The organism is Candidatus Sulfidibacterium hydrothermale (assembly GCF_020149915.1).
GTDB classification, from domain to species: Bacteria; Bacteroidota; Bacteroidia; order Bacteroidales; family F082; genus Sulfidibacterium; species Sulfidibacterium hydrothermale.
Window position 1 is genome coordinate 1,711,013 of the sequence record NZ_CP083760.1, and the last position, 13,114, is coordinate 1,724,126.

At 42.9% G+C, this 13,114-nt stretch carries 12 protein-coding genes; 8 read left to right on the forward strand and 4 right to left on the reverse strand.

The window, feature by feature from the left end; genetic code table 11:
* Positions 1–82 precede the first annotated feature (82 nt).
* Genes aroB through LA303_RS06715 form a run of 4 tightly spaced genes read left to right on the forward strand, consistent with a single transcriptional unit; the run spans position 83 to position 3,798 of the window.
* Positions 83–1,159 carry a 3-dehydroquinate synthase gene (gene aroB / locus LA303_RS06700; RefSeq protein WP_240524518.1) on the forward strand — a complete coding sequence of 359 codons (1,077 nt, stop codon included), beginning with the start codon at positions 83–85 and terminating at the stop codon, positions 1,157–1,159.
* 10 nt (positions 1,160–1,169) lie between these two features.
* Complete coding sequence (aroA, locus tag LA303_RS06705; RefSeq protein WP_240524519.1) at positions 1,170–2,426, forward strand: 3-phosphoshikimate 1-carboxyvinyltransferase; 1,257 nt, start codon at positions 1,170–1,172, stop codon at positions 2,424–2,426.
* Positions 2,427–2,434: 8 nt separating this feature from the next.
* Complete coding sequence (locus tag LA303_RS06710) at positions 2,435–3,172, forward strand: (Fe-S)-binding protein (protein ID WP_240524520.1); 738 nt, start codon at positions 2,435–2,437, stop codon at positions 3,170–3,172.
* Between the two features lie 32 nt (positions 3,173–3,204).
* Positions 3,205–3,798 carry a hypothetical protein gene (locus tag LA303_RS06715; RefSeq protein ID WP_240524521.1) on the forward strand — a complete coding sequence of 198 codons (594 nt, stop codon included), beginning with the start codon at positions 3,205–3,207 and terminating at the stop codon, positions 3,796–3,798.
* Positions 3,799–3,811: 13 nt separating this feature from the next.
* Here LA303_RS06715 and LA303_RS06720 read toward each other — a convergent pair whose 3' ends face one another.
* Together LA303_RS06720 and LA303_RS06725 are read right to left on the reverse strand one after the other, a co-directional pair.
* Positions 3,812–6,316 carry a PAS domain S-box protein gene (locus tag LA303_RS06720; RefSeq protein WP_240524522.1) on the reverse strand — a complete coding sequence of 835 codons (2,505 nt, stop codon included), beginning with the start codon at positions 6,314–6,316 and terminating at the stop codon, positions 3,812–3,814.
* 163 nt (positions 6,317–6,479) lie between these two features.
* Positions 6,480–6,869: a response regulator gene (locus tag LA303_RS06725; RefSeq protein ID WP_240524523.1), complete on the reverse strand. Its 390-nt coding sequence runs from the start codon at positions 6,867–6,869 to the stop codon at positions 6,480–6,482.
* Between the two features lie 107 nt (positions 6,870–6,976).
* Between LA303_RS06725 and LA303_RS06730 the strand changes: the two genes are divergently transcribed.
* From LA303_RS06730 to LA303_RS06745, 4 genes are all read left to right on the forward strand, one after another.
* Complete coding sequence (locus tag LA303_RS06730; RefSeq protein WP_240524524.1) at positions 6,977–7,582, forward strand: rhomboid family intramembrane serine protease; 606 nt, start codon at positions 6,977–6,979, stop codon at positions 7,580–7,582.
* A gap of 45 nt (positions 7,583–7,627) precedes the next feature.
* Positions 7,628–9,115 (forward strand): oligosaccharide flippase family protein, encoded by a 1,488-nt coding sequence (locus LA303_RS06735; protein WP_240524525.1) that lies wholly within the window; start codon positions 7,628–7,630, stop codon positions 9,113–9,115.
* A gap of 150 nt (positions 9,116–9,265) precedes the next feature.
* Entirely contained in the window at positions 9,266–10,225 is a 960-nt protein-coding gene (locus LA303_RS06740) for a Wzz/FepE/Etk N-terminal domain-containing protein (RefSeq protein WP_240524526.1), read from the forward strand.
* A gap of 2 nt (positions 10,226–10,227) precedes the next feature.
* Positions 10,228–11,679 carry an O-antigen ligase family protein gene (locus LA303_RS06745; RefSeq protein ID WP_240527122.1) on the forward strand — a complete coding sequence of 484 codons (1,452 nt, stop codon included), beginning with the start codon at positions 10,228–10,230 and terminating at the stop codon, positions 11,677–11,679.
* 52 nt (positions 11,680–11,731) lie between these two features.
* Here LA303_RS06745 and efp read toward each other — a convergent pair whose 3' ends face one another.
* Together efp and lpxA are read right to left on the reverse strand one after the other, a co-directional pair.
* Entirely contained in the window at positions 11,732–12,298 is a 567-nt protein-coding gene (gene efp, locus LA303_RS06750) for an elongation factor P (protein WP_240524527.1), read from the reverse strand.
* A 27-nt stretch (positions 12,299–12,325) separates the two neighbouring features.
* Positions 12,326–13,114 carry an acyl-ACP--UDP-N-acetylglucosamine O-acyltransferase gene (gene lpxA, locus LA303_RS06755; protein WP_240524528.1) on the reverse strand — a complete coding sequence of 263 codons (789 nt, stop codon included), beginning with the start codon at positions 13,112–13,114 and terminating at the stop codon, positions 12,326–12,328.

Here is a 13,114-nt window from a genome sequence, read left to right on the forward strand (position 1 = left end):
GCTTCTTTTCCAAGGAAGAAGCGTCAGGAATTTTGTCCCTCTTCGGGGGAGAATGCAACCTGAAAAATTCTATCTTTGTGGCATGCACAAAGAACCGGTTTCATATCTGTTAAAAAAAGTACCTCACATCACGGGGCGCGGGGCATTGGATAAGGTGTGGAATTTTTCTTCCGGTTATTCGAAAGTCTTTGTGCTGACGGATGAAAATACAGAGAAAAACTGTCTTCCGTTGTTGCTGGGCCGGATTCCTCATCCCGGTTCGGTGGGGATTCTTCGCATTTTAAGTGGTGAGTCCAACAAAAATATCGAAACGGTTGTTTCGGTATGGGACCAGCTTACCCGGATGGAAGCTGACCGGAAGGCCCTCTTGATAAATCTGGGGGGCGGTGTAATTACTGATTTGGGCGGATTTGCCGCTGCTACCTACAAACGGGGAATTGATTTTATTAATATTCCTACCACATTGCTTGGCCAGGTTGATGCGGCCATTGGCTCTAAAACCGGCGTGGATTTTCAGAAATACAAAAACCATGTAGGGTTGTTTGCCGATCCGAAAGCCGTGATTATTGATCCGCTGTTTTTGGATACGTTGCCGGAAAAGCATCTCCGTTCCGGTATGGCTGAAGTGATCAAATATGCTTTGATTATGGATAAACCACTGTGGGAGCGGCTGAAAGGCAAATCTTATTCTGCATTGCTTCAGGATGTATCCGCTATTACAAAAATGTCGGTAAAAGACAAGATTACGGTGGTGCGAAAAGATAAGCACGAATCGGGCCTGCGGAAAATCCTGAATTTCGGGCATACTGCCGGGCATGCACTGGAAACTTTTTTGATGTCTTCCGATTCGCCGGCTACCCACGGCGAAGCAGTGGCTGCCGGAATGATTTGTGCGGCCCGTATTTCTACAAAGCAAACCGGTCTTCCTGCGGAGGATGCCCGTGAAATTTACCATACCATTGATGGTATTTTTGAACGGCTTTGTTTTACTGAAAGTGACATTCCTGTACTTTTGCATCTGATGCGGCAGGATAAAAAAAATCAGAAAGGAGAGTTACGTTTTACCTTGTTGAAAAAGACAGGAGAAGCTGTCCCGGATATTGCCGTTTCGGAAGAAACGGTTCGTGAAGTATTACAATCTTACCTGAATAACCAATGAGAATTGATATATGATTAATATTCAGTATAATAATAAAAAGCTAACCGGAACTTACCTTCTTCCGGCATCCAAAAGCATCAGCAACCGGTTGCTGGTTATGCGTGCCATGGCGCGGAGCAAGGTGCTTTTTGATAATCTTTCGGAAGCGGAAGATACGTATATGATGCGGCTTTATCTGAGTTTTATCAATACCTGTGCCGGTTCGGAAATTCCGCTTTCTTTGGATACGCATAATGCCGGAACCGTTTTCCGGTTTTTGCTGGCCTATTTGGCAAACCAGGATGGAAGATGGCTGCTTACTGGTGAAGAAAGAATGCGTCAGCGGCCGGTGGGCGCACTGGTGGATGCACTTCGCAGCCTGGGCGCTGATGTGGAATATACCGAAAAAGAAAATTTTCCGCCTTTGTTGATACGGGGCAGTAAACTGAATGGCGGCGAAGTACACCTTAACGCCTCGGCCAGTTCGCAATATGTTTCGGCATTGATGTTAATTGCACCTTATCTGCCCGGAGGCCTTACAATCCGGCTTGAAACCGAGCCGGTTTCATCGGCTTATATTGATATGACGGCCACTTTAATGCGGAATTTTGGAGCCCAGGTGTCGGTTTCTCCCAAAGAAATCCAAGTGGAAGAAGGAACTTATCGGGTAGAAAAAATGCGCGTGGAATCTGACTGGAGTGCGGCTGCCTTTTGGTATGAAATGGTGGCTTTTTTGCCGGATTCATCCGTATTCTTGCCGGGATTGACTGATGAAAGTGTTCAAGGCGATCGGTTTTTGATTCCTGTCTTTGAAAAACTGGGGGTTCGTTCTGATTTTCAGGATGATGGCTTGCTACTGACCCATCACGGAGAAAAAGCAGCTTCCATTGATTTTGACTTTCGGAGTGCACCGGATATTGTCCCTTCGGTGATGGTGGCTTGCGCTGCCTTGGGGGTGGAAGGAAAATTTAGTGGAATTGAGCATTTGCGGATTAAAGAGTCGGACCGTATCCGGAGTATGCAACAGGAACTGGGAAAAATTGGTACGGAGATTTTGAAAGAAGGAGAAGTTTATCACCTGATCCCGGGAGAAAAAGATAAAGTTTCCGGTGAGCTTGTCTTTAATAGTCATGGCGACCACCGGATGGCCATGAGCCTGGCTCCGCTGGCTATTCCTTTTGACTCGGTAAGCATCAAAAATCCGGAAGTGGTGAAGAAGTCCTATCCGGATTATTGGGATGAACTGGAAAAATCGGCCCTGTTTTCAATGGAAAATTTAAATGATTGAGTAAACAGATGAAAAAGAAAGAAATCACCGATGTGGATATTTTTATTCCCTGTTTTATTGATCAGGTTTATCCGCAAACCGGTTTTAATATGGTGAAAGTATTGGAAAAGGCCGGCCTGAAAGTGCATTATAATCCTAATCAGACTTGCTGCGGACAGATGGCTTTTAACAGTGGGTTTTGGGACGAAGCCAAAAAACTCGGAATCAAATTTATGGACGACTTCTCTTCGGATCGTCCGGTGGTCGGACCATCAGCCAGCTGCATTGGGTACATTAAAAATAATTATCACGAGCTGTTCCATAATTCGGCATATCACCTTGAATATAAGCGATTAACGCAAAATATTTATGAGATCACCGATTTTCTGGTGAATGTGATTCATAAAACGGATTTTGGATCGGTATTCGAGCATAAAATTACTTATCACGATTCGTGTGCTGCTTTGCGCGAATACGGATTGACCGATGAGCCCCGAACCTTGCTTAAAAATGTGAAGGGGCTGGAACTGATAGAAATGAAAGATACCCATACTTGCTGCGGTTTTGGCGGGACTTTTTCTGTTAAATTCGAACCCATTAGTACGGCCATGGCGGAGCAAAAAGTACAGAATGCACTGGAAACCGGTGCGGAATATATTGTTTCTACCGATTCTTCCTGTTTGATGCATCAGTACGGTTATATTAAAAAACACAAACTTCCCATTAAAGTGGCACATATTGTAGATGTGTTGGCTTCGGGGTTGTAAATATTATTTATTAACGATTAAAATGAAATAAAATGAATTATCCTGAATTTTTTGATACGGTAAAACCGATTGTTTTATATGATGATTTAGCCGAATTTCTTGGTTCTGCCGAGAAAGGAATTGTTGAGATTAAATATCTTGAGGTAGTTAAAATGGCCGGCCACAGCTGTGGTGTGGTTGCCGGTGCATACATGATGGCCCAAAAAGGTCTGGCGGCACTTTTTCCTGATGAAATGCCCAAAAGGGGATACATCAAAGTGGAACTTCGCCGGCAGGCTGCTCAAGATAATGCCGGGGTAACCGGAAGTGTTTTATCAAATATTACCGGTGCCGGACTGGGTGACAGCGGTTTTAGCGGGATCCAACAAGGACGTTTCCGCCGTCGTGATTTGCTGTTTTTTGGTGTGGAAATGGATGCTGATGTCCGTTTGACAAGAACGGATACCGGTGCTTCGGTGGCTTTGAAATATCGTCCTGGCAAAGTAGTGGAGCCCCGCTCGGTACTTATGACTGCCATTGGTCCGCAGGCTACTCCCGAATCCAAGGCTTCTTTCCCCAAACGCTGGCAGGAAATGGTGAAATCTTTGTTAGGCCATGCCGATGAGGTAGTAGAAGTGATATCGTAACCAGACGGCAAAATCAGCTTTCGGCATCCGGATTTTTTCCGATGTAATGATTTAGTATTTGGATCAATTTCTTTTGGGCAATAGGTTTTGTGATAAAATCATCGCAACCGGCTTTCAGGGCAGCCTCTTTGTCTGATGCAAAAGCGTGAGCTGTTTGGGCAATTACCGGCAGGGTAGGGCGAAAAGCCTTAATTTGTCGGGTGGCTTCCAAACCGTTTAATTCCGTTAGTTTAATGTCCATCAAAACCAGGTCGATCTCTGGGTGTTTTTTGGTTAATGCCACGGCTTCTTTACCGGAGATCGTACGGATGATTTCCACATTTTGTGGAGATAGGATTGCCTTGAGATACAGAAATCCGGTTTCGTCGTCTTCTGCTATGAGAATTACCGGTTTTTTCTTTTGTTTTATAAGCCGTACCGGTTTTTGATTTTCTCCGGAAGAGGGCGCTTTTTGCATTTTTGTTGTTGATAACGGCAAGGTAAAATAAAAGGTGGAACCTTTTCCCGGGACAGATTTCAACCACATTCTTCCACCCAGCAACTCGGTCAGATTTTTACTGATGGGAAGCCCCAGTCCGGCTCCCTCAAAATCGCGAGAGATGGAAGTGTCGGCTTGATAAAAACGTTCGAAAATCAGCTTCTGATGCTGGGGGAAAATGCCTCGGCCGGTGTCTTTTACCCAGAACAGAAACTCATGTTCCTGTTTTTGATATCCCAATTCGATGCTCCCTTTCTCGGTGAACTTCAGTGCATTTCCCAGCAGGTTATTGATGATTTGTGTGAGTCTTTCAGGATCTGTTTGTATGGTGTCTTCTCCGTCGGGGAGCGAAAACCGGAATTGAATGCTCAGGTTTTTCTTTTGGGCCTGTAACTCAAAAGGTTGGCGTAGTTCGTTTAGTAACTGGTTAAGCGAAAAAGGAACGATCTTCAGCGGAATGGAACCCGATTCAATTCGGGAGATATCAATAATATTATTGATCAGGTTAAGCAGCCGGCGTCCGCTTTTTAAAATATAACTTGCATAAGTTTTGATTTGTTGGGCCGGATAATCTTCCATTGCCAGGAGTTCGGCAAAACCCAGTATTCCATTAAGCGGTGTGCGGATTTCGTGTGAGATATTTTGCAGAAATGCCGTTTTCAGCCGGTCGCTTTCTTCCGCTTTTTCTTTGGCTTTTATCAATTCTTCCCACAGTTTCTTTTTCTCGGTGATATCTTCTTTTATGCCGAGCAGGTGGGTGATTTCTCCGGTGTTATTAAAAATAGGGGAGATGAGTGCGTTTTCCCAATACAACTCGCCGTTTTTTCTTTTGTTCAGGAATTCTCCGTTCCACTCTTTTCCGGATAAAATAGTGTTCCATAGGTTTTTGTAGAAAGCCAGGTCGTGTTCTCCTGATTTTAAGATTCTTGGGTTTTGGCCAATGGCTTCTTCCAGGGTGTAACCGGTTACTTCTGTGAACTTGGAATTGATGTATTCGATATTTCCGTCGGTATCGGTGATGACGATGGAAGCGGGATTTTGCTCTACGGCTTTGGACAGTTTCCGGTCAAATTCTTCGGTTTTCTTTTGTTCGATATAAAGGCTTAACTGGCTGGCAATGGTGCTGAAAATTTCTTTGGCTTTATCGTCGTAAGCATTCGGATCAGAATAACTTTGAACTGCCATGATTCCCAAAGGACGGTTTTTAATGATAAGAGGAGCTCCCATCCAGCTTTCTGATCGGGCGCCTATTAAAGTAATTTCCCCTTTTCGGGCCAATTTTAGGATCTCCTTTTTTTTGAAGAGCATGGTTTTCCTTTTCTTCATAACAATGGCAGAAAGGGAATGATGAGGGGGAATTTCTTTGACGTATTTTTTTTCGTCAGCACCAAGTATGGTGGTTAGTTTATCGGCTTTGGGGTCATATAAGGCAATGAAAATATTTTTGGCATCAATCACTTTATTGAGCTCATCTTTCACGGTAATAAAAAGCTCTTGTAATGTATGGGAAGTGATCATGCGATGGGCAATATTGAACTGGATTTCCCGGAACAAATGACTGCGTTTTTCTTCGGAAATATCTTTTACTGCGCCAATGATGGCTTTTAACCGATTGTTCTGTTTGTCCCAAACCGGAATACAGGAAGTTTGAACATGGACATCTTTCCCGTTTTTATGGACTAAACGCACTTCTGTGTTTACACGTTGATTTTTTAATAATTTTTGAAAGGCCTCTGTATCTTTATCATGGTCTTCGGGATGTAAAATCTTGGGCCATCCGGTAATTTTAGAATATTCCTGAAAAGAATAGCCGGTAATTTTTTTAAAAGAACCTGCTACCCAGTGAATTTCTCTTCTGTTATCAGGAAAGACCCTGGTTTCGAAGACATAATCAGAAGTAAGGCTGGTAATAATTTGGTATCGCTCCTGGTTTTGTTTTAAAATGTCCTCGATTTCCAATCGCCGTTTGATTTCAGCATTTAAATCACGTTTATAATCCTCAAGCAGGCTGTCTAATGATTTATTCCCCTTTCCTTCCATGATAACCAGAACTTTAAATGATTTTGTTTTCACAAAAGTATGAAATAAAGGGTGAGAATTACTTTTGTTAAAACAATTCTTTGGCGGTTACCCCTTATTTCAGCTTATCTGTAATTATTATACAGATTTTTCGAGTTAAAATGTGTTGAGCCGTGGCCGGTAGTTATACGTTCAGATATTTTTCCATCATATCGAAAAGCTTTTCGCGCAGGATGGGTTTGGTAATGTATTCGTCGGCTCCTGATTTTAAAGAGTTTATTTTGTCATAGTCAAAAGCATAAGCCGTTTCAACAATAACCGGAATTTGGGGGAAGTTTTTTTTCAGTTCTCGTGTGGCGGTTAGTCCATCTTTAATGGGCATTTTAATATCCATCAGAACCAGGTCAATTCTGGGATGGTCGTTACAGTAGGCTACAGCTTCTTTCCCGTTTCGTACAAAGGAAAGAGTAGCTTTTGTGGGTTCCAGTACTTTCGCAAAATATCTTCTTGACAGGCTGTCATCATCAGCAATCAGAATTTTTTTGTCGGGCCACTGATATCTGGAGTAGTCCATGTTAAATTTAGTTTGTTTGTTTATGCAAAATTACAAAATAGTGGGAAGCCGGAAAAGGAAAATGTCGGCTTTTGCTTATTTTTGCCTGAAAATAAAGACTTTTTTTTATGAATATTTTTATTCTTGCAGTTACGGTGGTGGTTTCCATTTGGGCATTTAATGATTCTTCTTTGTTTAGTCGTTTAAAGTTTAGCCCGTATCAAATTCATCACCGCGAAGAAGTATGGCGGTTTGGAACGTATGCCCTGGTTCATGCAGGATGGCTGCATTTATTGGTCAATATGTGGGTGCTGTATTCTTTCGGGAATATTGTGGAACGTGCTTTCCGTTTAAACTATGGGGTAAAGGGCTTGTTTTACTATTTTTTGTTTTATCTCGGCGGGGTTTTGTTCTCGGTACTTTTCGATTACGGAAAATATAAAAACAATGTGTATTACAGTGCTGTGGGAGCTTCGGGAGCTGTGTCGGCTGTGGTATTTTCAAGTATCCTGATTTTTCCCACGGGCAGCATTTATCTTTTCCCCATTCCTTTTGCTATTCCGTCGTGGCTTTTCGGAATCCTGTATCTCGTTTATACCGCTTATATGCAGCGAAAAGGTACGGACAATGTTGGACATAGTGCGCACTTCTGGGGGGCAATTTTCGGAATGATGTTAACGGTTGTGCTGTTGCCGGGTGTTCTTCATAATTTCTTTTTCCAGCTTGGGTTTTAAAACCGCAAAAACGGAAGTTGCCGCGCATTTGTATATCTTTGTGAAATGCAGAAGAAATTTCTGAAAAACCTGGTCTTTTTACTTTTCCTGAATTTACTGGTGAAACCCTTTTGGATTCTCGGTATTGACAGAACCGTACAGAATATGGTGGGAAGCCGGGAATACGGATTTTATTTTGCAGTTTTCAATTTCTCCTATCTTTTTTACATCTTTCTCGATTTAGGAATTACGAATTTTAATAACCGGAACATTGCCCGGAATCATGATCAGCTGAAAGAGCACTTCGGCGGAATGGCCGTAATGAAATTATTACTGGGCGTTGTTTATGGAGTACTGATCTTTCTGGTGGCTTGGCTGATTGGCTATCGCGGACGCCAACTTTATCTTTTGGCCTGGGTAGGATTTAATCAGTTTTTGCTTTCGTTTATTCTGTATTTACGGTCAAATATTTCGGGTTTGCTCATGTTTACTGTTGACAGCGTGCTCTCGGTCATGGACCGTATACTCATGATCGGTATGGTGGGGGTGCTGCTGTGGACCGGAATTTTTCATGGGCGGTTTTCCATCGAGTGGTTTGTTTATGCACAAACGGTGGCCTATTTGCTGACTGCTGCAGTGGCCTGGGTGGTGTTGCTGAAGAAATCCGGTAAGCTTACCCTGCGATGGGATGTGGACTTTTTTAAGTTGGTTTTACGCCGGAGTTTCCCTTTTGCTTTACTGGTTTTGCTGATGAGTTTTTATTCCCGGATGGATAGTGTGATGATTGAGCGGCTTTTGCCGGTTCCGGTAGGCGACCAGCAGGCGGGAGTTTATGCACAGGCCTTCCGGTTGCTGGATGCGGCCCAGAATCTGGCTTATCTTTTTGCTGTATTGTTACTGCCTCTCTTTTCAAAAATGCTGAAAGATAAGATTCCGGTGGATAATCTGGTCCGGTTGGCGTTTTCGATTATGATGACAGGGGTTGTGATCGGTGCCGTAACCACTCATTTTTTTGCCAAAGATTTGATGCAATGGATGTACCCGGTTCGTCATGGCGAAACGGCCATGGCGTATCAACTGCGAATGGAACAGTCGGCAACCATTTTCCGGCTTTTGATGTGGGGCTTTGCCGGAATTGCTTCGAATTATATTTTTGGGACTTTACTTACGGCTAATAATAACCTGCGGGTGTTAAACGGAATCGCTTTATCCGGACTTATAATTAATTTTACCTTGAATTTTTTGCTTATTCCGCATTATCAGGCAGTGGGTTCGGCAGTGGCTACGTTGGTTACACAATGGGGCACAGCGGTTCTTCAGCTGATCTTCGCCTTCCGGTTGGTGCGGCTGAACATCCGGCGCGATTTGTGGCTTCGCCTTTTTGTATTGCTTGCCGGAACTTTCTTGGCCGGGCTGCTCCTGCAGGAGGCAGGCATTTTATCATGGAAAATGCAGTTGTTGTTACTTCCGGGAGTGGGATTGTTAATGGGGGTTTTAATGAAAACATTGGATGTGAAAAAGTTCTGGTTGCTTGTTTCGGAAAAAACAGCCTGACAGCAGTTTGCTGTTTCGCACGGGGAAAGGGATTTTTTTCTTTCATATCCCCGTTAATTTTTCTACTTTTGATTTTTTTAAAGAAAGAGATTTATTTTCTAAAAACTGGTTGCGCCGAAGCGCATCAATCTTATTTTTAAAACAAAACCTATGGATTATCAATTTGACAGCCGGGAGAGCTGGAAGATTTTAATGAAATGGAAATACCATCTTTTAATCATTGTTTTGCTTACTGCGGCGCTGTCCGCTTTTTTTTCCGGACCACGGTTTATTACGCCGCTGTATAAATCATATGCTGTGGTCTATCCTGATAATATCAAAGCTTATTCCAAAGAAAGTACCACGGAACAGATGATACAGATCTTTCAGTCACAGGATATTGTGGATAGTATGATCCGTAAATTTTCTTTGGGGAAACACTATGAAATTGATCCGCATTACAAATATTATCTTACCGAGTTGTTGCGCCAGTATCACGAAAATGTTTCTATCTCCAAAACCAGTTATGAAGCGGTAAGAGTTGCTGTTTTGGATAAAAGTCCGGATACGGCGAAGCTGATGGTCGATGCTTTGTTGGATTTTTATAACCGGAAAGTACGCCGTATGCAAAAAGAGAAATTTAGAGAGCTGGCTGATGCTTATGCCGGACAGTTGCACCGGCAACGGGTTTTTATGGATTCGTTGAAAAATCGCTTGCGTGAGTTGGGAACGAAAGAAGGAATTTTTGAATATGATTATCAGTCACAGCAGATTATGAAAGCCTATTTGCATAATGTGCAGACCAATCCATCGAAAGCGGATGTGGCTGAAGCAAAACGGCTGGCAAGGAATATGGGAAAATACGGCGGAGAGCTGGTGCAACTGGTGAATATGTTAAAAAAAGAAGCCGCTGCCTACGTTCAGGTAAAATTGAATTATGAATTGGAATATCGTCATGTGGTTTCCAATGTGACTTATACCAACGTGGTTACTTATCCGTTTGTTCCTGATAAAAAGGATTATCCTATCCGCTGGCTCATCGTTCTTATCTCGGTCTTGTCGGTATTTACACTTTCTCTGGTAGTCATTTCTTTTCTGGAAAAGAAAAGATCAGGACAAAATGAGCAGTAGTGATGCGGCCTGTGGCAAAAACAAGAAATATTATCCTTTTATACCTTCTTGTGGGGCTGTTTTTGTGGGGAGGATTGTATTTTTTGATCCGGCGTGAAACGTTGTGGTTTTTTGTTTTGCCTTTGGTGTTGATTGTTGCTTATTATTACCTTGTTTCTTTGGATAAGGTATTGTTGTTCATTACTTTTTTTACGCCGTTAGCGATTAACTTCCAGGATCCGCGTATCGGAGCCGCATTGTCAATACCTACTGAACCGCTGATGTTTGGTGTGGTGATTGTTTTCTTGGGAAATGTATTGCTGACCCGCCGTTATCCGCGGAGCGTGGCGGCTCATCCTTTATCTTATCTGTTGTATTTTAGTCTTTTGTGGATGTTTGTTACTTCTGTTACCAGCCAGTTGCCGTTGGTTTCGTTTAAACATCTGCTGTCGCGAATATGGTTTGTCATTCCTTTTTATTTTGTGGCTGTGCCCATGTTTCGCCAAAAACGCAATATCTATCGTTTTTTGTGGCTTTACATAGTTGCTTTAAGCGGAGTTATTGTCTATACCCTGATTCGTCATGCTGCCCATGGTTTTGACGAAGATTCAGGCCATTGGGTGATGTCTCCGTTCTATAATGACCACACGGCTTATGGAGCAGCCATTGCCATGTATTTGCCGGTGTTGGGAGGAATGTTGCTGGCTTCCGGCTATTCTTTTTGGAAAAAAGTGCTGGTGGTTTTGCCCTTTTTTGCGTTGTTTACAGTAGCTGTGGTTCTGTCGTATACCCGGGCGGCCTGGCTGAGCCTGGGAGTGGCTGCTATTGTCCTGGTCATTGTTTTGCTGCGTATTCGTTTTCGTTGGGTAGCTCTGGGGACAGTGGTATTGGTCGTAATAGGAATACTTTCTTACCAGTCGGTTTTAGACCGAATGGAAAAAAATCGCCAGGATTCTTCTACCAATATGGAACAACACCTGCAGTCGATGACTAATATTTCGTCAGATGCTTCCAATCTGGAGCGGTTAAACCGGTGGGCATCTGCGATCCGGATGTTTGATCAACGTCCGTTGTTGGGATGGGGACCAGGAACGTATCAATTTGTTTATGCACCTTTTCAGATGGCCAGCGAACGGACGGTTATTTCTACTAACTTGGGAGACCGGGGGACAGCACACAGCGAGTATCTCGGCCCACTTTCCGAAGAGGGAATTTTAGGCTTGCTTTCCGTCCTGTTATTATTTGGTTATGCTGTTTTTCTTGGTTTGACCATTCATTCCCGTTCTGATGACAAAGAAGTAAAATGGTTAAGCCTGGTAATTACCCTTGGGCTGATTACCTATTTTGTTCACGGATTTTTAAATAATTTTCTGGATACTGATAAGCTCTCGGTTCCTGTATGGGGTTTTATGGCTATTCTGGTGGCTTTGGATGTTTACGACCTCAGAAAAGAACAAGATTTGGTTGAATCATAAAAAAAGCCGGAACTTTTTTAATTCCGGCTTTCCTTTTTTAATCGCGTAAAATTTATTCTTTCACTCTTTCAGAATACTCGTGTGTTCGGGTATCCACCTTAATTTTATCTCCGATATTGATGAAAAGAGGCACTTTTACAATAGCACCGGTTTCGAGTTTGGCATCTTTAAAAGTATTGGTAGCGGTGTTCCCTTTTTCACCCGGTTCGGTGTAAACTACTTCCAGTGTAACGTAAGCAGGCATTTCACAGGCAATAGGAGACTCTGTTTCAGCATGAAAAGCAATGGTAACCAAATCTCCTTCTTTTAATAAGTCAGGAGCAGGAATCATGGCTTCATCCAAAAAGGTTTGCTCGTAATCTTCCGTATTCATAAAATGATACTGTTCTCCTTCGCGATAAAGGAACTGGTAACTTCTTTTTTCAATACGTTGAACGTTAATTTTTACTCCGGAGGTAAAGGTGTTGGACAGAACACGTCCGGTTTTTACATTTTTTAGTTTTGTACGAACAAAGGCCGGGCCTTTTCCCGGTTTTACATGTTGAAATTCAACGATGGTCCATAATTCGCCGTTGTGTTCAATGACCAGTCCGTTTCTGAAGTCTGCTGTTGTTGCCATAATAAAACAATAAGGTGTTTTAAAAAATTACTCTTTTACTCTTCGATATCCGCGCATTATGCCGCGTTGTGAGTTTGCGATGAAGCTGAGAATCTCATCCCTGTCTTTGTTAATCGGCATATTGGCTTCGATGTAATCGGTAGCCTGAGAAATATTTCGTCCTTTCAGGTAAAGATTCCGGTAAACATCGTGGATAAAATTAATTTGCTCGTTGGAGTAGCCCCTTCTTCTGAGTCCAATGGAATTTACTCCGACAAAAGAGATGGGGTGTCTTCCGGCTTTGGTAAATGGCGGAACATCCTTGCTCACCATACTTCCACCGCCCACCATGCTGTGTTTGCCAATGTGAACAAACTGATGAACGGCCGACATGCCGCCAATAATGGCAAAATCGTCAATTTCGATATGGCCGGCTAAATTACAGGCATTGGCAAGGATAACATTATTTCCGAGAATACAGTCGTGGGCAATATGTACGTATGCCATTAAAAGACAATTATTTCCCACTACGGTTTCCCAATTGGCTTTGGTTCCGCGGTTGATGGTAACAAATTCGCGAATGGTGACATTATCGCCAATCTTCACCAGCGTTTCTTCGCCTGAAAATTTAAGGTCCTGGGGAATGGCAGCAATCACTGCCCCGGGAAAAATCTTACAGTTTTTCCCGATACGGGCTCCTTCCATAATCGTTACATTGGAGCCGATCCAGGTTCCTTCACCAATTTCTACATTTTTTTCGATATTAACAAAAGGCTCGATTACAACATTCGGTGCAATTTTTGCCTGAGGATGAACGTAGGCTAAAGGTTGATTCAT

Coding starts and splice junctions, on each gene's coding strand:
- aroB (WP_240524518.1), top strand. CDS start 83: ATGCACAAAGAACCGGTTTCATATCTGTTAAAAAAAGTACCTCACATC.
- aroA (WP_240524519.1), top strand. CDS start 1,170: ATGATTAATATTCAGTATAATAATAAAAAGCTAACCGGAACTTACCTT.
- LA303_RS06710 (WP_240524520.1), top strand. CDS start 2,435: ATGAAAAAGAAAGAAATCACCGATGTGGATATTTTTATTCCCTGTTTT.
- LA303_RS06715 (WP_240524521.1), top strand. CDS start 3,205: ATGAATTATCCTGAATTTTTTGATACGGTAAAACCGATTGTTTTATAT.
- LA303_RS06720 (WP_240524522.1), bottom strand. CDS start 6,316: ATGGAAGGAAAGGGGAATAAATCATTAGACAGCCTGCTTGAGGATTAT.
- LA303_RS06725 (WP_240524523.1), bottom strand. CDS start 6,869: ATGGACTACTCCAGATATCAGTGGCCCGACAAAAAAATTCTGATTGCT.
- LA303_RS06730 (WP_240524524.1), top strand. CDS start 6,977: ATGAATATTTTTATTCTTGCAGTTACGGTGGTGGTTTCCATTTGGGCA.
- LA303_RS06735 (WP_240524525.1), top strand. CDS start 7,628: ATGCAGAAGAAATTTCTGAAAAACCTGGTCTTTTTACTTTTCCTGAAT.
- LA303_RS06740 (WP_240524526.1), top strand. CDS start 9,266: ATGGATTATCAATTTGACAGCCGGGAGAGCTGGAAGATTTTAATGAAA.
- LA303_RS06745 (WP_240527122.1), top strand. CDS start 10,228: ATGCGGCCTGTGGCAAAAACAAGAAATATTATCCTTTTATACCTTCTT.
- efp (WP_240524527.1), bottom strand. CDS start 12,298: ATGGCAACAACAGCAGACTTCAGAAACGGACTGGTCATTGAACACAAC.
- lpxA (WP_240524528.1), bottom strand. CDS start 13,114: ATGAATCAACCTTTAGCCTACGTTCATCCTCAGGCAAAAATTGCACCG.